The sequence below is a fragment of the Tsukamurella sp. NPDC003166 genome (assembly GCF_040611135.1).
Classification (GTDB): domain Bacteria; phylum Actinomycetota; class Actinomycetes; order Mycobacteriales; family Mycobacteriaceae; genus Tsukamurella.
The window spans coordinates 79,346-100,920 of the sequence record NZ_JBEXNL010000003.1 but is presented as its reverse complement, the minus strand read 5'-3'; the positions used below and the strand labels follow the sequence as shown (position 1 = coordinate 100,920).

The following is a 21,575-nucleotide window of genomic DNA, read 5'->3' as shown; positions in this document are numbered from 1 at the left end:
AACGCCATCGTCTCCACCCACCACGCAAGCACCACCGGCGCGAGTTTCACGTGAAACGCGCCCACGTCTCGGGGAGCGGAGCGAACCGATCCAGCAGCACTCGTTGGGCGCCTCACACCCCACCACCGCGGGCCCCGGTCGGAAGGCCATCGCGACATCACTCGGATGCGGCGGCGAACGCCCGCCCGAACATCATCGGTCCGTCGCACGCCGTTCGCCATGCGCGCGGGCGGACGCTTCGATCACTGTGCCCGGCCCGCCTCGAGGCATCGCGACCCGGCGCCCCGGTACCTCTCGCGCGGCATCACGGCCACCTGCACCCACCGCACCGAGCAACAGGACTCCGCATCGTTGACGAAGCCCGGCGTGGCGATCGACGGACCGTGAGCCATTCCGCGGTCCGCGCCCCGCACAGCGCCGGATCCGATGCCTGATGCTCATGTGCCGTGATCCGCCCTCGACCTCGCTCGCACCCCGACAGCGCCACGCCCGGCGGCGTCACGTCCGCACGTCACCGCCGACCCGCAACCCAGTCGATACCCGACATGCCGCACGCTCCGCGTCGTCGCCACTACGCACCGAAGCACGACCAGGATCCGTCGGGCTGCACAGGCCGACGTGTCAGGTCAACGTCCGACGCCATCCTCGATGGGCCACCCCCGCCTGCGCCGTGGCCCACACCGTCGGACCCCTCCGCTGGCACCAGATCGACCGACCGCGCAGAGTAGGACCGAGCAAGCCTCACGGAGGAGTGGATGCGACCGCTCTGGTGGACTGCCCGGTCCCGTGCGCAGGACGGCAGCGCGTCGAACTCCGCCGCATCGAGATCACCCGCACCGCGAAGCCAGCTCCCGGCCGGCGGGCTCCTGTCGTCGATCATGCCTCCGCACGGGGGTGCCGGCGGACTCCCCGAGTCGTGGGGGGTCCGAGAATCACCCCCGAAAATGGGACGCCGGTACCTAAATTCTCATATCCGGACGGCGCGGGGCATCATCGAACCGAGCCAATTGTCACGTGTCGAAACAGTCCGTGAGTAGTCGGCTAGGCGAAATCCGCGCCGGAAATGCCCGGATTCGGATCACTTCCGGGCCCGAGCGCGCTTCTTCGACACCGGCGCTCGGCGAATCGCACGGACCACCGTCGTCGCGGGATCGACGATACCGACACCGCACAGCACCACCTCGGGCTCGCGAAGGCCGGCCTTGACAAGAATCGCACCGTGCTCCTCGATCTCTTCAGCGGCACGCGAGCCCTTCAGGGCGAGCAACCGACCGCCGTCCCGGAGCAGGGGAGCGGACCACGGCGCCAACTTGGGGAAGCCGGACACGGCGCGGGAGGTGACGGCGTCGGCACCACCGACCGCATCGATCACCGAACGCTCCTCTGCCCGTCCACGTACCACCCGGACATTGGTCAGGCGCGGACCGCAGAACTCCTCGAGAAAGACCGCGCGACGCAACAGCGGCTCGACGAGGATCACCTCGACATCCGGGCGCGCGATCGCGACCGGCACACCCGGCAAGCCCGCGCCGCTCCCGATGTCCACGAGCGTCTCGCCGGACTCGAGCAGCTCGCCGAGCACGGCGCAGTTCAACACGTGCCGCTCCCACAGCCGCGGCACCTCGCGCGGACCGATCAGGCCACGCACCACGCCGTCGGTCGCGAGGACGCGCGCGTACTCCTCCGCGAGCGCGAGGCGCTCGCCGAACACCTCACCCGCGATCGGGGGAGTCGGAGGCATCGTCTCCAGGGTCGCCTGACCATCGACAGAGCTCTCCGTCACCTCGTCGCGCTGTTCCACGTGAAACCACTCCTGTCACACACCACTCGTCGACTACCTCGGCCGCCACAGTCCAGGCCCGGCGTCGCCTGGAAACGACGATGGGCCCCAGGCGCATGGCCCGGGACCCATCGTTCACCTACTCCGCAGTCTATGCGGTGGGGAGCACCACGACGCGACGGTTCGGCTCCGCGCCCTCGCTCTCGGAGCGCACACCGTCGATCTTGGCGACGGCGTCGTGGACGATCTTGCGCTCGAACGGCGTCATCGGCTTCAGCGACTCCTTCTCGCCGGACTCGACGACGCGTTGCGCGACCTCGGCGCCGAGGCTCGAGAGACGCGTCCGGCGACCGGCGCGCCAGCCGGCCACATCGAGCATGAGGCGGCTGCGGTCACCGGTGGACTGCTGCACCGCGAGACGCGTCAGCTCCTGCAGGGCGTCGAGCACCTCGCCGCGCTGGCCGACCAGCTTCGCCAGATCCTCGCCGCCGTCGATCGCGACGATCGCGCGGCCGCCCTCGACGTCGAGGTCGATGTCGCCGTCGAAATCGAGGATGTCGAGCAGGGACTCGAGGTAGTCGGCGGCGATCTCGCCCTCTTCGACCAGCTCGTCGTCGTCGTCCTCCGCAGCGCTCTCGGCGGCAGCCGGAGCGGTGTCGGCGGTCTGCTCCTCCTCGACGGTCACGTCGTCAGCCATGGGTACTCCTTGGGAATCATTCATCAGGGGGTTTCGGGGCACGGACAGTGCGATCAGCGCCTGCGCTTCTTACGGTTGTTCGTGCGCTGCTGCTGGTTGCGCTGCTGCTGCCGCGCGTTCGCGGAAGGGTGCTGAACCTTGGGCTTCGCACCCGCGGCGGGCTTCGCTCCGGGGGAGGGCTTCGACGGTGCCGCACTCTCGCCGGCATCGTCGCCGGCGTCCTCGGCGTCCGCCTCCGCGGCGGACTTGGTCAGGGCGACGGCGCCGCCGCGCTTGGGCTTCGCGCCGGGCTTCGGCGCGTTTTCGGCACGCTTCTCCTGGGCGAGCCGCTTCTTCTCCTCGTCCTCCTTATCGAGGCGGCCGAACACGATGTGCTGCTGGAAGTAGGTCCAGATGTTCTGCGTGACCCAGTACAGGAGGATCGCGACGGGCAGGAAGAAGCCACCGACCAGCACGCCCAGCGGGAAGATCCACAGCATCAGGCGGTTCATGATGGCCGTCTGCGGGTTCTCCAGCGAGGCGACCGGCTGGCGCGAGATCGAGGCGCGGGCGTTGAAGTGCGTGGCCAACGCGGCGATGATCATGAGCGGCAGCGCGAAGATCAGGATGTTCCACTTGGTGAAGCCGAAGTCCATGCCCTCGTGGTACGGAACGGGCGGGTTCATGAACGCCACCCACTCCTTCGGGTTCTGCTGCACGTAGGACGACAGCGGCACGCCGAACAGGCGGGCGTCGAGGAAGCTCGAGACGTCGTGTGCGGAGAAGAAGTAGTTGGCCGTGTTCCGGGTCTGCTCGGCCGACATCTGCGGGCCGCCGAGGAAGGACGTGGGGCTCCCGCCCTCGTGCATCCGGTTGAACGAGCGCAGGACATGGAACAGGCCGATGAACACGGGCACCTGGAGCAGAGCGGGCAGGCAGCCTAGCAGCGGGTTGAACCCGTGCTCCTTCTGCAACTTCTGCATCTCCAGGGCCAGCTTCTGCCGGTCCTTGCCGTACTTCTTCCGCAGCGCCTGCATCTGCGGTTGGAACTCCTGCATCTGCCTGGTCGTCTTGATCTGCCGGACGAAGGGCTTGTACAGGATCGCGCGCAGCGTGAGCACGAGGAAGACCACCGACAGGGCCCACGTGATGCCGCTGTCCGGGCCGAGACCGGGCACGAAGGAGAACACCTTGTGCCAGACCCACATGATCCCCGATACCGGGTAGTACACGTAGTCCAGCGAGACTGGATTGAAAGCCACGGTTCTCTGAGCTCCTAGCTGTTCTTTGCGGAAGAGGTTCTCGGGCGCGGTGATCCGCGCGGACGGCGCCGGGCGCCGATGGGGGAGTGGCTACTCCGGGACGGGGTCCCATCCGCCGCGATGCCACGGGCCGCATTTGAGCAGCCGAATGGTACTGAGGTACCCGCCCTTGACGGCGCCGTGCGCCGAAAGCGCCTCCACCGCATACTCGCTGCAGGTGGGCACGAATCGGCAGGTCGGCGGGCGGACGGGGGAGATCCAGGTCCGGTACAGCTGCACCAGAGAGATCAGGGCTCGACGCGGCACGGCCCGCAGCCGAACGCCGACGGTGCCCGGATGTGCGCCGCTCACAACGCACCCAGCTTCGTCAGGCCCGACCGCAGTTGCGCCGCCAGCTCATTCGCGTCATCGTCCACCGACGCGCGCAACGCCCGGACCACGACCAGGGCACCGTCGTCCAATTCGCCCGTGACGGAAGCCGCAGCAGCGCGCAACTTCCGGGCCACGGCATGCCTGGTCACCGCGTCGCCCACGGCTTTCGACACCACCAGGCCCACGCGCGGCGCCGGCAGCACGACGTCCGCTGCGGACACGACGAGGCCCGGTCCCCCCTCGGAAGCGGGGACCGGGCTCGGGTTCGTCGCATTCGCCACGTGCACCACGATCGATCGGCGACCGACGCGCCTACCCCCCTTGACCGCCGCGGCGAAATCGCGCGACGAGCTCATCCGGTGGCGGGCGGGTAACACGTGTCGGTCTGCCTTCTCTTCTCGCCTCTGCACGAACGCCACCGCACCCGGTGACCCGGACACGGTGGCGCTACGCGAAAGTCGGAATCAGGCCGTCAGCTTCGCGCGGCCCTTGGTCCGACGCGCAGAGACGATGGCGCGCCCGGCACGGGTGCGCATACGAAGACGGAAGCCGTGCACCCGCGCGCGGCGACGGTTGTTCGGCTGGAACGTCCGCTTGCCCTTGGCCACGGTGACACTCCTTGCATAAGTAGACGGCGCTCATGCGCCGCCTGTGGTGGACGGAAACTCTTCGGCGGCACATGAAGCTCGACCTGAGGTCGAACCCGCCCGACGGATCGGTTGTGCGCACAGACCGGTCAAGCCTACTTATCCCCACTGACAAGGTCAAACCGGAACACGTTCACCTCCGTGACGCAGCTCACAGGACGTCTCTGCCGACACGCCGACGCGCGCCGACATCCCACATCGTCCTGCGGGAATGTGCTCGGTGTTGAGGACCGCGCTCCACTCTGTTAACTTTGCCGAATGCGATTGCTGAGCACGGCCACGGCACCCCGTGGCGTCCGAGCACGGCAGCTCCGGGCCGACAGGCATCGGGCGTGTAGCGGGCTCGGGGCTGCGCCCTAACCGGTCCGTCCCGACCGCTGAATCTGCAGTCTGCGACATCTCTCCACGGCCGAAGTAGGCGGCCGGCAACACCTGTACTCACAGTTGTCCACACCTGTGGATGAACCTGTGGAGTACAGTCTCTTGCGCAGGTCGGCTGGGGGTTCGGATATGCACAGCTCGATATTGGACGTGACGAGAACGCCGGTCGGAAGCCGGAAGACGAAAGCTTTCGAACCGGTGTGGAGGACCAGATGACCGTTGATCCGCTGATCGAGACGTGGACCGCCGTGGTCGACGAGCTCTGCGGAGACAACACCGATCGCACCCTGACCAAGCAGGAGAAGGCCTGGCTCAAGCTGGTGCAGCCGCTGACGCTGACCGAGGGTTTCGCGCTCGTAGCGGTGCCCTCACAGCTCATGAAGGACGCGATCGAGCGCAGCCTGCGCGAGCCGCTCGTCGCGGCGCTCACCACCCGGCTGGGGCAGGACGTCGAGCTCGGCGTACGCATCTCTCCCGACGCCACACCCCCGGTCGTCGCGCCATCGGTCATCGCGCCAGCGGACGCACCGTCGGGACCGAGCACCGCGGATCTGGCCGTACGCGTGACCGAGATCTCGCCCGGCATGCCCGGTGCGCCGTCGCCGTCCGTCCAGCTGCCGCCGCCCATGACCGGACCGGCCTCCAACGGCAACGGAACGGGACCGTCGGGCTCATCGGGCTCGAGCCTCAACCAGAAGTACACCTTCGAGACCTTCGTCATCGGAGCGTCGAACCGATTCGCACATGCCGCGGCCTTCGCCGTGGCGGAGGCGCCGGCCCGCGCCTACAACCCGCTCTTCATCTGGGGCGAATCCGGCCTCGGTAAGACCCACCTGCTGCACGCCGCCGGGCATTACGCGCGCCGGCTGTTCCCCGGGATGCGCGTCAAGTACGTGTCCACGGAGGAGTTCACGAACGACTTCATCAACTCGCTCAAGGACGACCGCCAGGTCCAGTTCAAGCAGCGCTACCGTGACGTGGACATCCTGCTCGTGGACGACATCCAGTTCCTCGAGGGGAAGCTGGGTATCCAAGAGGAGTTCTTCCACACGTTCAACACGCTGCACAACGCGAACAAGCAGATCGTGATCTCCTCCGATCGTCCGCCGAAACAGCTGGCGACACTGGAGGATCGGCTGCGTACGCGATTCGAGTGGGGCCTGATCACCGATGTGCAACCGCCAGAACTCGAGATCCGCATGGCCATCCTGCTCAAGAAGGCGCAGATGGAACGGATCCACGTGCCGCCGGATGTGTTGGAGCTCATCGCTACTCGTATCGACCGCAACATTCGCGAGCTCGAGGGTGCACTGATCCGCGTGACGGCCTTCGCCTCGCTGACGCAGACCGATGTGACCTACGAGTTGGCCGAGATGGTCCTGCGCGACCTGGTGCCGGACACGACGACGCTCGAGATCTCCTCCAGCACCATCCTTTCGGTGGTCGCGGAGTACTTCGAGATCTCGGTGGCCGACCTCAAGGGCACTGAGCGGGCCCGAGCCGTGACCCACGCGCGCCAGATCGCGATGTACCTGTGCCGAGAGCTGACGGAACTGTCCCTGCCGAAGATCGGGCAGATCTTCGACCGCGACCACACCACGGTGATGTACGCGGAACGGAAGATCCGCAAGGAGATGCCCGAGCGGCGCCGCGTGTACGACCAGGTGCAGGAGCTCACCACCCGGATCAAACGACGCAGCCAATAGCACTGTCGCCCAGGACCGCCCGGGCGTAGGAGATGCACCCCAGCGCCCGGGCGGGTTCTGTCGTCGAGCTCCTACGAGCCGGTCGCGGTGCAGATGAGCGGCCCGGACGAGGCCTTCTCCTCCGCGACCACCGCACCGTCGCGGGTGATCCTGCACGCCATGTCGGGCTTCGGGCTGAACACCGTGACCGTCACCAGGAAGGTGTCGGCCGTGAACGACTTCGTCCACGGCAGCGTCTGCGAGCCCAGGGTGTTCGTGTCCGGGATACCCACGGCGATCACTTGCGCCGATCCGCTCCCCGTGACCTCCACGACCCACTTCTTCGCGTTGGCGCCGGTCGTCGAGCCGCCGTAGATCGGCGGGATCGAGATGCCCGACGGCAGGCCCGTCGGCAGCGCGATCCCACTGCGGGTCGTGGTGGGCACGGTCGTGGTCTGCGTCGTGCCGGTCGACGACGCCGAGGTGCTCTTGGTCCCGCCGGTCGCGACGAGCACGACGATGACCGCGAGCACGAGGACGAGGACCACCGCCGCAACGGCGATCCACAGCAGCTTCTTGTTGCCGCCGCCCGAACCGTCACCGCCGCCCGAGCCGCCACCGGGGCCACCGGGCCCCTGGGGCGGGCCCGTCGGCGGCACGCCGCCGCCGTACTGCACACCGGGGCCGCCGGGTGCGTAACCGAGCTGATAGCCACCGTCGTAGGCCTGCGTCGGCGGCTCCTGCTGCGCGCCGTAGCCCGCACCGTGTCCGGGACCCTGCGGCCCCACGGGGCCGGGACCGGGCTGTAGCGCGGGGCCCTGCGGGAGCGGCGGCGGCCCCTGCGGCTCGCCGGCGAGGTCCGCGCCGTATTCGCTCCGCTCGTACTGACGGGTCGGGCGCGGTGCCGAGGGCGTCGCGGGGTAGTTCTGGTCGCCGGGGTGCTGTCCCGGGTGCTGTGGATCCGGATATCCCATGGTCACACCGTACGCGCACGATGCCGCCCGACGGCCTGTGAGTTACCGATGAGTATTTCCCACAGCCTGTGGATGAATCGGCGAAATCGCAGGAGTGACCTGGGGAGAGTTCATCCACAGGTTTCCACAGGCAGCCTCCGTCAACAATCACACCGATGTAGTTCCACAATCGGTGCGGCGCGTCGTCAACACCCCGACACGCCCGGAGAACTGGGCCGACCCGGAGTTTCCACATCCTCCACAGGGCCTATGACGATGACATATTTCTTGTCTAGATACTTCTTTTGAAAAGAGGGTGTGTGAACGTCCGGCACGCTTCACGCGTCTGGACGTGGAGTTCGATCGAGCCGTGACCTGATGGTCACGGGAACGCGCCCGCTCCTATAGCATCGAAGACCTCACGGTCGTGCCCGCCACGCCGTACCCGAACGCTCCCCACCGAAAGGCCCCGTCGGCATGAAGTTTCGCGTCCCGCACGAGGAGTTCGCCGAATCCGTCGCGTGGGTGGCGCGCAGCCTGCCGTCGCGCCCTCCGGTGCCGGTGCTCGGCGGCGTGCTGCTCACTGCGGGTGACGACGGTCTGACGGTCTCGGGATTCGACTACGAGGTCTCGGCACAGGTCCGCGTCGCCGCCGAGGTCGCCGATGAGGGCCAGGCGCTGGTCTCCGGCCGGCTGCTCGCCGATATCACCAAGGCCCTGCCGAACAAGCCGGTCGACGTGCAGCTCGATACCACGCGCGTGGCGATCACCTGCGGCAGCGCGAAGTTCTCGCTGCCGACGATGCCCGTCGAGGACTATCCGCAGCTGCCGGAACTGCCGCAGCAGACCGGCGCGATCGAGCGGGGAACCTTCGCCGAGGCCATCGCGCAGGTCGCCATCGCCGCAGGCAAGGACGACACGCTGCCGATGCTCACCGGCATCCGCGTGGAGATCGAGGGCGAGAAGGTCGTTCTCGCCGCGACCGACCGATTCCGTCTCGCCGTGCGTGAGTTCGATTGGCAGCCGGGATCGAGCGATGTCAAGGCCGCGGTCCTGGTCCCCGCGAAGACGCTGTCGGAGGCCGCCAAGACCTTCGCCGTCGATCCCGAGGTCGGTATCGCGCTCGGCGCGGGCTCTGCCGTGGGCGCCGACGGCCTGCTCGGCGTCGTCGGCGCGGACCGTCGGACCACCACCCGCCTGCTCGATGCGGACTTCCCGAAGTTCCGGCAGCTGCTGCCGGCCTCGCACACCGCGCTCGCGACGATGGAGATCGCGCCGCTGCTCGAGGCGATCAAGCGCGTCGCCCTGGTCGCGGACCGTGGTGCGCAGGTGCGGATGGAGTTCTCCGACGGTGCGCTGCGCCTCTCCGCCGGCGGCGACGACGCCGGCCGGGCCGAGGAGGAGCTGCCCGCCGACTTCCAGGGCGAGGCCCTGACGATCGCGTTCAACCCCGGGTACCTGCAGGACGGCCTGGCGGCGATCCATACCGAATCGGTGACCTTCGGCTTCACGACTCCCAGTCGGCCTGCGGTGCTGCGGCCCGCGGTGGACAATGGCTACGAGCCGGACGACTCGGGTGCCTTCCCGGCGCCGCAGAGCGCGTACACGTACCTGCTGATGCCGGTACGCCTGCCCGGCTGAGTCACGTCGTCCGTCAGCGAGGAGAGGTGCTGTGAGCATGCAGTTGGGTCTGATCGGTCTGGGCAAGATGGGCGCGAACATGCGCCAGCGGATCCGTAACGCGGGCCACGAGGTCGTCGGGTACGACCCGCGGCCGGAGGTCACCGACGTGCCCTCGCTCGAAGCCCTGGCGGAGGCGCTCACGGCGCCCCGCACCGTCTGGGTCATGGTCCCGGCCGGCGAGCCGACGCGCGACACGGTGCGCAAGCTCGCCGAGATCCTCGAGCCGGGTGACGTGGTGATCGACGGCGGCAACTCGCGGTACACCGACGACCAGATCAACGCGGAGCTGCTCGCGACCAAGGAGATCGGCTATCTCGACTGCGGCGTGTCCGGAGGCGTGTGGGGCCTGGAGAACGGGTACGGCCTGATGGTCGGCGGCTCGGACGCCGACGTCGAGCGCGCCATGCCGATCTTCGACGCCCTGCGCCCGGAGGGCGATCGCGAGGACGGGTTCGCGCACAGCGGCCCCGTCGGCGCCGGGCACTACGCCAAGATGATCCACAACGGCATCGAGTACGGCCTGATGCAGGCCTACGGCGAGGGCTACGACCTGCTCCAGGCGGAGCCGCTCATCGAGAACGTGGCCGGCACGCTGCGTGCGTGGAGCAAGGGCACCGTCGTGCGGTCCTGGCTGCTGGACCTGCTCGTGAAGGCGCTCGAGGAGGATCCCGGCCTGAACGAGATCACGGGCTACACCGAGGATTCCGGCGAGGGGCGGTGGACGGTCGAGGAGGCCATCCGGCACTCGGTGCCGGCTCCGGTGATCGCGGCCGCGCTGTTCGCCCGGTTCCAGTCCCGGGAGGACGATTCGGACACGATGAAGGCGGTTTCCGCGCTGCGCAACCAGTTCGGCGGGCACGCCGTGCGCCGCGCGGACTAGCGGGGCCGATCGCTCGTTGTACGTCCGCCGGCTCGCCCTGCACGACTACCGGTCCTGGGACGACGTCTCCGTCGACCTGGCACCGGGCGTCAGCGTGTTCGTGGGCCGCAACGGATTCGGGAAGACGAACCTCGTCGAGGCGTTGAACTACCTCGCGACGCTCGGCTCGCACCGCGTCGCCACCGATCAGCCCCTCATCCGGGTCGGTGCGGAGAGCGCGTCCGTGTCGGCGACGGTGCACAACGCGGGCCGGGAGCTCACCGCGGAGATCGACATCGTGGCCGGTCGGGCGAACAAGGCGCGCATCAACACCGCGCCGTGCCGCCGGCCTCGCGACCTCCTGGGCATCCTGCAGTCGGTGCTGTTCGCCCCCGAGGACCTGGCCCTCGTGCGCGGCGAGCCGGGCGGTCGGCGCCGCTTCCTCGACGACCTCGCGATCCTGCGCACGCCCCGGATCGCCGCGGAGAAGGCGGACTACGAGCGGGTTCTCAAGCAGCGCAACGCCCTGCTGAAGACGGCCTACGCCGCCGCCCGCCGTGGGGGAGCGGAGGCGGAGTCCATGCTCTCCACACTCGACGTCTGGGACGCGCAGCTCGCGCGGTTCGGCGCGGAGGTGCTGGCAGCCCGGCTCGAGGTGGTGGCCTCCCTGGCGCCGCACCTGACCGTCGCCTACGCGGCCCTCGCCCCGCACTCCCGCGCTGCGACCGTCACGTACACGAGCTCGCTGTTCGAGGCGTTCGACGGTGACCCGGCATCCGCGTCCGTCGCCGAGCTGGAGCGGGCGATGCTCGACGGCCTGGCCGCCGCACGCCAGCGGGAGATCGACCGGGGCGTGTGCCTGATCGGCCCGCACCGGGACGACCTCGACCTCCGTCTGGGGAACGAGCCGGCGAAGGGCTTCGCCTCGCACGGCGAATCCTGGTCGTACGCACTGGCTCTGCGGCTCGCATCCCTGGAGCTGCTGCGCGCCGGCGGTAGCGAGCCGGTGCTGCTGCTCGACGACGTCTTCGCCGAACTCGATGCCAAGCGCCGGACCGCGCTCGCCGCGGTGGCCGCGGACACCGAGCAGGTGATCGTCACCGCGGCCGTTCCCGAGGATCTCCCCGCGGAGCTGCGGGCCCGCACCTTCGAGGTGTCCGTCGAGGGACCGGCGGACGCCCGCGTCTCCCGTCTGGCGGGCGCCGTCGCGCGGGCCGTGTCATCCGATCGGACGATGGACGGCGACGGTCCGCTCTGACTACCGTTCTCCTTCGTAGCAATGATCTTTCGAAGGGGAGGCCGGGGATGGCGATGAATCCTGGACCGGGCGTGCCGCCCGGGCCCGGCCCGGCACCGTCGGGCCCGAACCGCGAGGTCGTGGCACCGATCGTGGGCGGGGCCGCGCTCGTGGCGTTGGTCGTGTTCATCGGCTCCCTGACCTTCTGGGCGGAGACCTCCAAGTCCGATCTGTGCTCGGCCTACACGAAGGCCTCGGCGAAGGTGAGCGACGACCGGACCTACGTCGTCGATCTCGACGGGCTCGTCTCCGCGGCCTCGCACTACCCGAAGAGCGCTGTGCAGGACGCGGGAAAGGCGCTGGACAAGATGTCCGGCACGTTCTCGGTCTCCACCTACTACCGGAACGCGGCGCCGATCGCGTCGGAATGTTCGGGGGCGTACTGATGCTGGAACGGTTGCTCGGAGGCCTCGCCGTCGGTGCGGGACGGGTGTTCGTGAACAAGGTCGCGGGTCCAGCGGTGGCGGCGGTGCTGCTGGTGCTGGCCGTCATCGCGTTCAACAGTGCGTACACCGTGCTGCCGGGGCTGCTGATCCTGCTGTGCGCGGTCGTGGTGCTCATCGGCGGCGCGTACGTGTCGGGCCTGTTCCACGACGTCATGGCGAGGGTGTCGGCGGGCACCGGGCCTGCGCCCGCGATGGGTCCGGGACCGGCGCCGTTCCCGCCCTCCGCCGGCGGAGCCCTACCACCGGCGGAGGTGGCGGCCTCGAATCCCGCGACGCCGCAGCAGCACCTGGACGAGATCGCGCACAACCTGCCGGCCCTGCGCGTCGCCGTCGCGGCGAACCCGTCGACGCCCCCGCACACACTGCAGTTCCTGTCCGGACTGGGCGATCCCGCGGTGGATGCCGCGCTCCGGCAGCGCCACTGACGTCCTTCCCGGGCGCCCCCGGCGTCATCTGCGCGCACACGGGCCCGTCCCAGGAGTGTTCCGGACGGGCCCACACCCTCGTCATCGACGGGGCCGCGGCACCGTCGGATCCGGGGGAGTGGGACGAGGCGCGCTGTCGGGGACTGCTGGACGAAGTCGATGCCCCGGACGTCGTCGTCGCCGGATCCGTCAGTGGCGGCGAGTAACCTGAGGGGCACGAATTCGCGAGCGCGGGGAGGCGGCATGACCGGGTCGAACGGTGACGCGGAGCTGCACGGCTCCGACATCGCTCGGCGCGCGCTCGAGGAGGCGCGCGCGGCCGCGAAGGCGGCCGGCAAGTCCGTCGGCCAGGGCCGTTCCGAGCCGATGACCGGCGGGGTGCGCCGGCTGCGCCGGGGATCCAAGCGGTGGAGCGGGCCGTCGCCGGACAACCGTGACCCGCAGGCGTTCGGTGCCCTCATCGGGGGTATCGCCAAGGCGCGGGGTTGGGACAAGAAGGTTAGCGAGGGAACGGTTCTCGGTTGCTGGGACGCCGTCGTGGGTGCCGACGTGGCCGCGCACGCACAGCCCGTGAACCTCCGGGACAAGGTTCTCTACGTCCGGGCGGAGTCGACCGCATGGGCGACACAGCTGCGGCTCATGCAGTCCCAGCTGCTGGCCAAGATCAACGCCGCAGTCGGTCAGGGTGTGGTGACCTCGCTGAACATCACGGGCCCCAGTGCGCCGAGTTGGCGCAAGGGCCCGCTGCACGTCCCCGGGCGTGGTCCACGCGACACGTACGGGTAGGCGGGCGGTTGCGGGTTCACGGCCCAGCGTCGCCGTGAACGCATCCGATTGCAATCCGGGGTGATCGCGCCGAAACGAGGTCGGATTCGTCTGGGAGGCGATTAGGGCGCGCCACGCGCGTTCATCGTCGTGAAGAGGAGTAGACTGGAAGGGCAAGAGCGCCCCGTCTCCTCGGGTCGCTGTCCGATCACCATCGCGGTGCCCGCGGCCGAGGAAGTTCAGGGCCGTTCGCCCCGGTGGTTCCGACGAAGGAGCGCCAACACATCGTGGCGGCTGACAACAACGCTGGGAAGCCCGCGGGCTCGTACGGCGCAGATTCCATCAAGCAGCTCGAGGGCCTCGAGGCGGTGCGCAAGCGCCCCGGCATGTACATCGGCACCACGGGACCCCGCGGCCTGCACCACATGATCTGGGAGGTCGTCGACAACTCGGTCGACGAGGCGATGGCGGGTCACGCGACCCGGGTCGACGTGAAGCTGCTCGCCGACGGCGGCGTCGAGGTCATCGACGACGGCCGCGGCATCCCCGTCGCGATGCACGCCAAGGGCATGCCGACCGTGCAGCTGGTGCTCACCTCGCTGCACGCCGGCGGCAAGTTCGACTCGGACGCCTACGCCGTCTCCGGCGGTCTGCACGGTGTCGGCATCTCGGTGGTCAACGCGCTCTCGAGCCGCGTGGAGGTCGAGATCGATGTGGACGGCTACCACTGGCAGAACAACTTCCACTGGGACGAGAAGAAGCGCGATTCCGTCGCCGAGGACCTGATCAAGGGCGAGCCCACCACCCGCACCGGCACCACGGTGCGTTTCTGGGCCGACCCGAAGGTGTTCACCGAGACCACCCACTACGACTTCGAGACGGTCTCGCGCCGCCTACAGGAGATGGCCTTCCTCAACAAGGGCCTGACCATCACGCTCACCGACGAGCGCCCGGTCGCCGTGGAGGTCCCCGATGAGGACACCACTGAGGCCGCGCCGTCCGCGCACGAGGACGACGTCGCGGCCGCGCTGGCCGAGGTCGCGCCGAAGAAGCGCGAGCGCATCTTCCACTACCCCGACGGCCTGGTCGACTACGTCAAGCACATCAACGCGCGTACGTCGAAGTCGCCGATCCACGGCTCGATCATCTCCTTCGAGGGCAAGGAGAAGGGCCACGAGATCGAGATCGCGATGCAGTGGAACTCCGGCTACTCCGAGTCCGTGCACACCTTCGCCAACACCATCAACACGCACGAGGGCGGCACCCACGAGGAGGGCTTCCGCACCGCGCTGACCGGCGTCGTCAAGGCCTACGCCAAGGACAAGAAGCTGGTCAAGGAGAAGGACGGCGAGCTCTCGGGCGACGACATCCGTGAGGGCCTCGCGGCCGTCATCTCGGTGAAGGTGGCCGAGCCGCAGTTCGAGGGCCAGACCAAGACCAAGCTCGGCAACTCCGAGGTCAAGGGCTTCGTGCAGAAGGTGTGCCGCGAGCAGCTGCAGTTCTGGTTCGACTCGAACCCGGCCGACGCCAAGACCATCGTGCAGAAGGCGGCCGCCTCCGCACAGGCCCGCCTCGCCGCCCGCAAGGCGCGAGAACTGGTGCGCCGCAAGAGCGCCACCGACATCGGCGGCCTCCCCGGCAAGCTCGCCGACTGCCGCAGCAACGACCCCGACAAGTGCGAGGTCTACATCGTGGAGGGCGACTCCGCCGGCGGCTCCGCGAAGAGCGGCCGCGACTCGATGTACCAGGCGATCCTCCCGATCCGCGGCAAGATCATCAACGTCGAGAAGGCCCGGATCGACAAGGTGCTCAAGAACACCGAGGTCCAGTCGATCATCACCGCCTTCGGCACGGGCATCCATGACGAGTTCGACATCGCCAAACTGCGGTACAAGAAGATCGTCCTCATGGCCGACGCCGACGTGGACGGCCAGCACATCTCGACGCTGCTCCTGACCCTGCTGTTCCGCTTCATGCGCCCGCTGGTCGAGCACGGCCACGTGTACCTGGCGCAGCCGCCGCTCTACAAGCTCAAGTGGCAGAAGGGCGCCGATGCCGAGTTCGCGTACAGCGACGCCGAGCGCGACGTGATGCTGGCCGACGGCCTGCAGCACGGCAAGAAGATCAACAAGGACGACGGCATCCAGCGCTACAAGGGCCTCGGCGAGATGAACGCCAAGGAGCTGTGGGAGACCACGATGGATCCGACGGTGCGCGTGCTCAAGCAGGTCACGCTCGACGATGCCGCCGCTGCCGACGAGCTGTTCTCGATCCTGATGGGTGAGGACGTGGTGGCCCGCCGCTCGTTCATCGCACGCAACGCCAAGGACGTGCGGTTCCTCGACGTGTAGCCGGAAGGTGCCCCTCCGGGGCGACCACCGCGCACCGTCGAACCGCTTGACCGACAAGGACTTGACATGACTGACACCACTCCGCCCACCGAGACCGGCGGGCACGACCGGATCGAACCGGTCGACATCCAGCAGGAGATGCAGCGCAGCTACATCGATTACGCCATGAGCGTGATCGTGGGCCGCGCGCTGCCCGAGGTGCGCGACGGCATGAAGCCCGTGCAGCGTCGAATCCTGTACGCGTCCTACGACGCCGGCTACCGCCCCGACCGCGGATACGTGAAGTCGGCGAAGCCGGTCGCCGAGACCATGGGCAACTACCACCCGCACGGCGACAGCGCGATCTACGACGCGCTCGTACGCCTCGCACAGCCGTGGTCGCTGCGCTACCCGCTCATCGACGGGCAGGGCAACTTCGGCTCGCCGGGCAACGATCCCGCGGCCGCGATGCGTTACACCGAGGCCCGGCTGACGCCGCTCGCCATGGAGATGCTGCGTGACATCGACGAGGAGACAGTCGATTTCACGCCGAACTACGACGGTAAGACGCAGGAGCCCACCGTGCTCCCCGCGCGTGTGCCCAGCCTGCTGATGAACGGCGCGGGCGGCATCGCCGTGGGCATGGCGACCAACATCCCGCCGCACAACCTGCGCGAGCTCGCCGACGCGATCTTCTGGTGCCTGGACAATTTCGAGGCGGACTCCGAGGCCACGCTCGAGGCGTGCATGGACCGCATCAAGGGTCCGGACTTCCCCACGTACGGCCTCATCGTGGGCAGTCAGGGCATCAAGGACGCCTACTCCACGGGGCGCGGTTCCATCCGCATGCGCGGCGTGGTCTCCGTGGAGGAGGACTCCAAGGGCGCAACGGAACTCGTCATCACCGAGTTGCCCTACCAGGTGAACCCCGACAACCTCGTGCTGTCGATCGCCGAGCAGGTGCGTGACGGCAAGATCGCCGGCATCAGCAAGATCGAGGACCAGTCCTCCGATCGTGTGGGTATGCGGATCGTGGTGCGGCTCAAGCGTGATGCCGTCGCCAAGGTGGTGCTCAACAATCTCTACAAGCACAGCCAGCTGCAGACCAGCTTCGGCGCGAACATGCTGTCCATCGTCGACGGGGTGCCGCGCACCCTGCGCCTGGACCAGATGATCCGCTACTACGTGGCGCACCAGTTGGACGTCATCGTGCGGCGCACCCGGTTCCGGCTGCGCAAGGCGGAGGAGCGGGCCCACATCCTGCGCGGCCTGGTCAAGGCGCTCGACGCGCTCGACGAGGTCATCGCGCTCATCCGGCGGTCCGAGACCACCGAGATCGCCCGCGCCGGCCTGATCCAGCTCCTCGACGTCGACGAGCTCCAGGCCAACGCCATCCTCGACATGCAGCTGCGGCGTCTGGCGGCCCTGGAGCGGCAGAAGATCATCGACCAGTTGGCCGAGATCGAGCTCGAGATCGCCGACCTCAAGGACATCCTCGACAAGCCGGAGCGGCAGCGCGCCATCGTCCGCGACGAGCTCGCCGAGATCGTCGAGAAGTTCGGCGACGACCGGCGCACCAAGATCATCGCGGCCGACGGTGACGTCACCGACGAGGACCTCATCGCCCGCGAGGACGTGGTCGTCACCATCACGGAGACCGGCTACGCCAAGCGCACCAAGACCGACCTCTACCGCAGCCAGAAGCGCGGCGGCAAGGGCGTCAAGGGCGCCGACCTCAAGCAGGACGACATCGTGGCGCACTTCTTCGTGTGCTCCACCCACGACTGGATTCTGTTCTTCACCACCAAGGGTCGCGTGTACCGCGCGAAGGCCTACGAGCTGCCCGAGCAGAGCCGCACCGCGCGCGGCCAGCACGTCGCGAACCTGCTGGCCTTCCAGCCGGAGGAGCGGATCGCCCAGGTCATCCAGATCAAGGGCTACCAGGACGCGCCGTACCTGGTGCTCGCCACCAAGAACGGCCTGGTCAAGAAGTCCAAGCTCGAGGACTTCGATTCGAACCGCAGCGGCGGCATCGTCGCCATCAACCTGCGTGACGAGGACGAGCTGGTGGGTGCGGTGCTGACCTCGCAGGAGGACGACCTGCTGCTGGTGAGCAAGAACGCGCAGTCGATCCGGTTCAAGGCCACCGACGAGGCGTTGCGACCCATGGGCCGGGCAACCTCCGGTGTGCAGGGGATGCGGTTCAACGGCGACGACCAGCTCCTGGCGCTCAACGTGGTTCAGGAGGACACCTACCTCCTGGTCGCGACCTCGGGCGGTTACGCCAAGCGCACGGCCATGGACGACTACCCTGTCCAGGGGCGTGGCGGCAAGGGCGTGCTGACGATCCAGTTCGACCCGAAGCGCGGCGACCTGGTGGGTGCGCTCATCGTCGATGACGAGACCGAGCTGTACGCCATCACGACGGGCGGCGGTGTGATCCGCACCGCCGCGCGGCAGGTCCGGAAGGCGGGCCGTCAGACGAAGGGTGTCCGGCTGATGAACCTGGCCGAAGGCACTAGTCTTTTGGCCATCGCCCGCAATGCCGACGAGAGCGACGAGCCCGAGCAGGCGGACGGCGACGCGTAGTCGCCGCGACTTCGAAGGAGCGCATGTGAGTACCCCTGGAACCGGTCCCGGCGGCCGACCGCCGGAGACAGGGCCGGAGGCGGGTCGTCAGCCCGTCCGAATCCCGCGACGCGACACCGACGTCGGGCGGGTCATCGACGCGCCCACCGAGGGCGTCGAACGTGAAGAGCTGCCCAAGGATCTGCCGGATCTCGACAAGATCCACCAGGTCGCGCCGACGGCGCCCCTGGCGAAGGCTGCCGCCGCGGACGCGGCCCCCGCGGCCTCGTCGGACGCCCCAGCTGCCCCGGCGGCGGAGGAGGCACCGTCGAACCTGCACACCGTGGGCAGCGCGCCGGCCCGCGCCGCGGGCGTGAAGACGCAGGCCGCGAACGGCCCCGTACGGGCCGGGATGCAGCTGCGCAGCATCGATCCGTGGACCACCTTCAAGGTCACCGGCGTCATCTCGGTGGTCATGTTCTTCGTGTGGATGATCGCGGTCGGCGCGCTGTACATCGTGCTCAGCGGCATGGGCGTGTGGAGCAAGATCAACGACAGCTTCCAGACGCTGACCAACGAGCAGGCCGGCGCGAGCCTCCTGACCGCCGGTGACGTGTTCACCTACGCGGGCCTCGTCGGCCTCGCGAACGTGATCCTGCTGACCGCGCTCGCCACCGTGGGCGCGTTCATCTACAACCTCTGCGCCGACCTCGTGGGCGGCATCGAGGTGACCCTCGCAGATAGGGATTGACCAGCGGTTTTGTAGAACTCGAGGTGCACTGGTAATGTTCCACCTCGGTTCAGGGGCCTATAGCTCAGGCGGTTAGAGCGCTTCGCTGATAACGAAGAGGTCGGAGGTTCAAGTCCTCCTAGGCCCACCACACCCCGTCCCGGGGCCTTAGCTCAGTTGGTAGAGCGCCGCCTTTGCAAGGCGGATGTCAGGAGTTCGAATCTCCTAGGCTCCACAAACAAAGCACCAGGTCAGAGCCGGTATCCGTTCACTCGGATACCGGCTCTTTCCGTTCCGTGCCCACCGCGTGCCCACAATCTGCCGCAGTCGGGCGGGTGAGCATCGCCTGTAGGGCGCCCGTGATCCCCTCGACATCCGCCGGGTACAGGTGCCCGTACCGATCCAAGCTGATCGACGCGCGGGCGTGCCCCAGCATCGCCTGTACCGCCTTGATGTTCGCGCCGGAGCTGATGGCGAGCGAGGCCGCAGTGTGTCGGAGCTCGTGCGGGTGCAGGTCGTACTCCACGACGGTGGTCTTCTTCCCGTCGACGACCTTCTCGACCTCGGTGGGGAACAGGCCGGCCTTCGTCACGGCCGGATCGAACACGCGGGTGCGCCAGTTGCCGTGCCGCAGGTATCCGCCGCCGGGCGCGGGAAACACCAGAGCCTCGTCCCGACCCTGTGGGAGCTGCTCGGCGACGAACTGGGGGAGCGGGACCGTCCGGCGCTTCCCACCCTTGGGCGGCCCGTCCACGTGCTTCCCGTCGACGAGCGTCACCGAGCGGACGATGTGCAGGACGCCCGCCTCGAGGTCGACATCCGCGTGCCGCAGCCCTACCAGCTCGCCGAGGCGCAGCCCGCAGGCGCCCAGCGTCCAGATCGCGGGCGCCGCGTCGCCGGCCGCCGCAGCGAGGGCGTGCAGCTGCTCGAGCGTCAGAAACTTCATCTCGGCCGGCACGATCGCGGGCAGCCTCACCTTGTCGGCCGGGTTCACCGCGAGACGCCCGTCCTCGACGGCCTGGGCGAGGATCCGCCGCAGGACGCCGACCTGCTTGTGCACCGTCTCGGCGGGCGTGTCCGCGTCGACCTGTTCGGCGATCCAGCTCCGCACCAGCGGGCGGGTGATCTTGCCGAGGGTGAGGTGCCCGAACTTCGCGGCGATCGCGCCGTCGACGATGCCGCGGTACCGGCTGGCTGTCGACGGGCTCAGGTGGTGTTGGTCTGCGATCCACGTCGCCGCGGCGTCCGCGACGAGGTGCTTACCGGCGGCCGGCGAGACGTACGCGCCGCGCATCTTGTCGACCTCGACGGTGGCAGCGAAGGCCTTCGCGTCCCGCTTCGTCGTGAACCCGCGCTTGTCCGTGGGCTTGTGGTCCGGCTTGCGGTAGCGGACTCGGTACCGGATAGCACCGGACGCCAATGTGTACGGCTCAATCGTCGCCACGGTCGGTCTCCGGGTGTACGCCCAGACCTCGGGCAACCGTCGCGCGCAGTGACGCTTTCCTGCGGTGCCCCTCGATCACATTCGCGCGCGCACGATGGAGCGCGCCTATTCGGGTACGAAGATCTTCAGCGCTCGGCGCAGACTGCTCCAGCATGTCGGCCACGTCCGAACTCATCAGCCCCGCGTCAACCATCTTCGCGCCGCCCTCGACCTGTAGTAGAGAATGCTCGGCATCCGCAATCTGCCGATCAAGGTCTAGCAGCTGCAGCATCCCCCGCATCGAGCTATCCGTTTCGAGACCGTCAGGTACGTACGCCCGATCGTGGGTCATCCCCACGGGACTGCCGGCTCCGATGAACCACCCGAACGCCTTGTACGCCTCCACTTCCACACCCGGCATGACCTCGATCACTGCCAGCGGATCGTCGGGCGAGAAAAGCAGTGATGCCGGTGGAACATGTAGTGCCGCAGCCAGTTTAAGCACCGTAGATAGGTGAGGGTCCGCGGCAGCACCGTTCCGACCGCCGGACTTTCCTCTCTCGAGCTGCGACACCTGATTTCGGTGCACGCCAGAACGTTCAGCAAGTACTGCCTGGCTGACCCCACTGCGCTCCCGCGCGTAGGCGATCCCTCGACCAAGCGATTCAGCAAGCGATTTCGACTCTCCCATGATGTGCAGTGTTGCACTGCATGCTGTGATCGTCTAGCGTGTACTGCATGCAGTGCACTCACGCACTGCACACATGATCACGGGAGGTTCCACTCAAATGTCCATGCCCCCTCGTACTGGAATCGCTACCAGCATCGAAGTCGCCGAGTACCGGCGCATGACCCCGGCCCAGCTCGCCCAGGAGCGCTACCTCGGACGCGGGCCCGCGTACATCAAGGACCCGGGCGGCCGTCGTGTCACCTACCGATGGGAGGACGTGCACGCCTACATCGAGGGCAGCGTCGTCACTCCGGGGGTCGCCTAAGACGGACTTCAACAGCACCGTGATCGCGCCCGCCACGTCTCTGTCCGCGGGCTTCTTCGGCCTCGCGGCACTGCTCGGCGTGATGTTCATCGTGGCGGTCGCCGCCGACATCGACGCGAAGCTCCGCGACCAGCACCGGCCGCAGGAATCCCACGCGGACCTCGGCGAGAACTTCGGCGAGCCGGTCTACGACTACGACCGGCCGCGCCGCACCCCCACAACGCGGAAGGCCCCGCCGGTTGCACCCAGCGAGGCCCGGATCCGCAATACCGCCAGCCAGCAGCACTAGGAGATCACC

The 21,575-nt window shown here is 68.3% G+C and carries 21 protein-coding genes and 2 tRNA genes; 14 read left to right on the top strand and 9 right to left on the bottom strand.

The genetic code is table 11. The annotated features are described in order from the left end of the window. Positions 1–1,078 precede the first annotated feature (1,078 nt). The 6 genes from rsmG to rpmH form a co-directional block, all read right to left on the bottom strand. Positions 1,079–1,741 (bottom strand): 16S rRNA (guanine(527)-N(7))-methyltransferase RsmG, encoded by a 663-nt coding sequence (gene rsmG / locus ABZX10_RS04750; RefSeq protein ID WP_355535065.1) that lies wholly within the window; start codon positions 1,739–1,741, stop codon positions 1,079–1,081. A 190-nt stretch (positions 1,742–1,931) separates the two neighbouring features. Next, the gene (locus ABZX10_RS04745; protein WP_355535063.1) at positions 1,932–2,477 is read right to left on the bottom strand and encodes a R3H domain-containing nucleic acid-binding protein; all 546 of its coding nucleotides are present in this window, start codon (positions 2,475–2,477) and stop codon (positions 1,932–1,934) included. Between the two features lie 53 nt (positions 2,478–2,530). Beyond that, positions 2,531–3,718 (bottom strand): membrane protein insertase YidC, encoded by a 1,188-nt coding sequence (gene yidC, locus ABZX10_RS04740; RefSeq protein ID WP_355535061.1) that lies wholly within the window; start codon positions 3,716–3,718, stop codon positions 2,531–2,533. 90 nt (positions 3,719–3,808) lie between these two features. Further along, on the bottom strand, positions 3,809–4,069 hold the full coding sequence (gene yidD, locus ABZX10_RS04735) for a membrane protein insertion efficiency factor YidD (protein ID WP_355535059.1): 261 nt from the start codon (positions 4,067–4,069) through the stop codon (positions 3,809–3,811). Continuing rightward, positions 4,066–4,446 (bottom strand): ribonuclease P protein component, encoded by a 381-nt coding sequence (rnpA, locus tag ABZX10_RS04730; protein WP_355535057.1) that lies wholly within the window; start codon positions 4,444–4,446, stop codon positions 4,066–4,068. The genes yidD and rnpA overlap by 4 nt, the downstream gene beginning before the upstream one ends. A gap of 108 nt (positions 4,447–4,554) precedes the next feature. After that, the gene (rpmH, locus tag ABZX10_RS04725) at positions 4,555–4,698 is read right to left on the bottom strand and encodes a 50S ribosomal protein L34 (RefSeq protein WP_068526256.1); all 144 of its coding nucleotides are present in this window, start codon (positions 4,696–4,698) and stop codon (positions 4,555–4,557) included. A gap of 632 nt (positions 4,699–5,330) precedes the next feature. Between rpmH and dnaA the strand changes: the two genes are divergently transcribed. Next, entirely contained in the window at positions 5,331–6,824 is a 1,494-nt protein-coding gene (gene dnaA, locus ABZX10_RS04720; RefSeq protein WP_355535054.1) for a chromosomal replication initiator protein DnaA, read from the top strand. Positions 6,825–6,895: 71 nt separating this feature from the next. On the opposite strand, the gene ABZX10_RS04715 is transcribed toward dnaA, so the two are convergent. Next, positions 6,896–7,777, bottom strand: coding sequence for a hypothetical protein (locus ABZX10_RS04715; RefSeq protein WP_355535052.1), 882 nt, complete (start codon positions 7,775–7,777; stop codon positions 6,896–6,898). A gap of 456 nt (positions 7,778–8,233) precedes the next feature. Between ABZX10_RS04715 and dnaN the strand changes: the two genes are divergently transcribed. The 11 genes from dnaN (at position 8,234) to ABZX10_RS04660 (ending at position 19,094) form a co-directional block, all read left to right on the top strand. Continuing rightward, positions 8,234–9,397 carry a DNA polymerase III subunit beta gene (gene dnaN / locus ABZX10_RS04710; RefSeq protein ID WP_355535050.1) on the top strand — a complete coding sequence of 388 codons (1,164 nt, stop codon included), beginning with the start codon at positions 8,234–8,236 and terminating at the stop codon, positions 9,395–9,397. A 37-nt stretch (positions 9,398–9,434) separates the two neighbouring features. Then, positions 9,435–10,319 (top strand): phosphogluconate dehydrogenase (NAD(+)-dependent, decarboxylating), encoded by an 885-nt coding sequence (gene gnd / locus ABZX10_RS04705; RefSeq protein ID WP_355535675.1) that lies wholly within the window; start codon positions 9,435–9,437, stop codon positions 10,317–10,319. A 16-nt stretch (positions 10,320–10,335) separates the two neighbouring features. Beyond that, positions 10,336–11,556: a DNA replication/repair protein RecF gene (recF, locus tag ABZX10_RS04700; protein WP_355535048.1), complete on the top strand. Its 1,221-nt coding sequence runs from the start codon at positions 10,336–10,338 to the stop codon at positions 11,554–11,556. Positions 11,557–11,603: 47 nt separating this feature from the next. Beyond that, positions 11,604–11,981: a hypothetical protein gene (locus tag ABZX10_RS04695; RefSeq protein WP_355535046.1), complete on the top strand. Its 378-nt coding sequence runs from the start codon at positions 11,604–11,606 to the stop codon at positions 11,979–11,981. Beyond that, positions 11,981–12,466, top strand: coding sequence for a hypothetical protein (locus tag ABZX10_RS04690; protein ID WP_355535044.1), 486 nt, complete (start codon positions 11,981–11,983; stop codon positions 12,464–12,466). The genes ABZX10_RS04695 and ABZX10_RS04690 overlap by 1 nt, the downstream gene beginning before the upstream one ends. A gap of 243 nt (positions 12,467–12,709) precedes the next feature. Continuing rightward, a complete protein-coding gene (locus tag ABZX10_RS04685; protein ID WP_068570129.1) occupies positions 12,710–13,252 on the top strand; it encodes a DUF721 family protein in 543 nt (180 codons plus the stop codon). Between the two features lie 266 nt (positions 13,253–13,518). Further along, complete coding sequence (gene gyrB, locus ABZX10_RS04680) at positions 13,519–15,582, top strand: DNA topoisomerase (ATP-hydrolyzing) subunit B (protein ID WP_355535041.1); 2,064 nt, start codon at positions 13,519–13,521, stop codon at positions 15,580–15,582. Positions 15,583–15,648: 66 nt separating this feature from the next. Next, positions 15,649–18,150, top strand: coding sequence for a DNA gyrase subunit A (gyrA, locus tag ABZX10_RS04675; RefSeq protein ID WP_355535039.1), 2,502 nt, complete (start codon positions 15,649–15,651; stop codon positions 18,148–18,150). A 25-nt stretch (positions 18,151–18,175) separates the two neighbouring features. Beyond that, positions 18,176–18,880 carry a DUF3566 domain-containing protein gene (locus ABZX10_RS04670; RefSeq protein WP_355535037.1) on the top strand — a complete coding sequence of 235 codons (705 nt, stop codon included), beginning with the start codon at positions 18,176–18,178 and terminating at the stop codon, positions 18,878–18,880. Positions 18,881–18,933: 53 nt separating this feature from the next. After that, positions 18,934–19,010, top strand: a tRNA-Ile gene (locus ABZX10_RS04665). Between the two features lie 11 nt (positions 19,011–19,021). After that, positions 19,022–19,094: transfer RNA gene (locus ABZX10_RS04660), tRNA-Ala, on the top strand. A 33-nt stretch (positions 19,095–19,127) separates the two neighbouring features. Here ABZX10_RS04660 and ABZX10_RS04655 read toward each other — a convergent pair. Next, on the bottom strand, positions 19,128–20,303 hold the full coding sequence (locus ABZX10_RS04655) for a tyrosine-type recombinase/integrase (RefSeq protein WP_355535035.1): 1,176 nt from the start codon (positions 20,301–20,303) through the stop codon (positions 19,128–19,130). After that, positions 20,290–20,973 carry a helix-turn-helix transcriptional regulator gene (locus tag ABZX10_RS04650; protein WP_355535033.1) on the bottom strand — a complete coding sequence of 228 codons (684 nt, stop codon included), beginning with the start codon at positions 20,971–20,973 and terminating at the stop codon, positions 20,290–20,292. Before ABZX10_RS04650 ends, ABZX10_RS04655 begins: the two co-directional genes overlap by 14 nt. Before the next feature lie 157 nt (positions 20,974–21,130). On the opposite strand from ABZX10_RS04650, the gene ABZX10_RS04645 reads away from it, so the two are divergent. Together ABZX10_RS04645 and ABZX10_RS04640 are read left to right on the top strand one after the other, a co-directional pair. Next, positions 21,131–21,277, top strand: a complete 147-nt coding sequence (locus tag ABZX10_RS04645; RefSeq protein WP_355535031.1) for a DNA-binding protein — start codon at positions 21,131–21,133, stop codon at positions 21,275–21,277. A gap of 19 nt (positions 21,278–21,296) precedes the next feature. Continuing rightward, positions 21,297–21,566: a hypothetical protein gene (locus ABZX10_RS04640; protein ID WP_355535029.1), complete on the top strand. Its 270-nt coding sequence runs from the start codon at positions 21,297–21,299 to the stop codon at positions 21,564–21,566. The last annotated feature ends 9 nt before the right edge of the window (positions 21,567–21,575 follow it).

Excerpts from the sequence above, each read along its gene's own strand:
- rsmG (WP_355535065.1), bottom strand. The coding sequence starts at position 1,741 with ATGCCTCCGACTCCCCCGATCGCGGGTGAGGTGTTCGGCGAGCGCCTC.
- ABZX10_RS04745 (WP_355535063.1), bottom strand. The coding sequence starts at position 2,477 with ATGGCTGACGACGTGACCGTCGAGGAGGAGCAGACCGCCGACACCGCT.
- rnpA (WP_355535057.1), bottom strand. The coding sequence starts at position 4,446 with ATGAGCTCGTCGCGCGATTTCGCCGCGGCGGTCAAGGGGGGTAGGCGC.
- dnaA (WP_355535054.1), top strand. The coding sequence starts at position 5,331 with ATGACCGTTGATCCGCTGATCGAGACGTGGACCGCCGTGGTCGACGAG.
- ABZX10_RS04715 (WP_355535052.1), bottom strand. The coding sequence starts at position 7,777 with ATGGGATATCCGGATCCACAGCACCCGGGACAGCACCCCGGCGACCAG.
- dnaN (WP_355535050.1), top strand. The coding sequence starts at position 8,234 with ATGAAGTTTCGCGTCCCGCACGAGGAGTTCGCCGAATCCGTCGCGTGG.
- gnd (WP_355535675.1), top strand. The coding sequence starts at position 9,435 with ATGCAGTTGGGTCTGATCGGTCTGGGCAAGATGGGCGCGAACATGCGC.
- ABZX10_RS04695 (WP_355535046.1), top strand. The coding sequence starts at position 11,604 with ATGGCGATGAATCCTGGACCGGGCGTGCCGCCCGGGCCCGGCCCGGCA.
- ABZX10_RS04690 (WP_355535044.1), top strand. The coding sequence starts at position 11,981 with ATGCTGGAACGGTTGCTCGGAGGCCTCGCCGTCGGTGCGGGACGGGTG.
- ABZX10_RS04685 (WP_068570129.1), top strand. The coding sequence starts at position 12,710 with ATGACCGGGTCGAACGGTGACGCGGAGCTGCACGGCTCCGACATCGCT.
- gyrA (WP_355535039.1), top strand. The coding sequence starts at position 15,649 with ATGACTGACACCACTCCGCCCACCGAGACCGGCGGGCACGACCGGATC.
- ABZX10_RS04650 (WP_355535033.1), bottom strand. The coding sequence starts at position 20,973 with ATGGGAGAGTCGAAATCGCTTGCTGAATCGCTTGGTCGAGGGATCGCC.
- ABZX10_RS04645 (WP_355535031.1), top strand. The coding sequence starts at position 21,131 with ATGACCCCGGCCCAGCTCGCCCAGGAGCGCTACCTCGGACGCGGGCCC.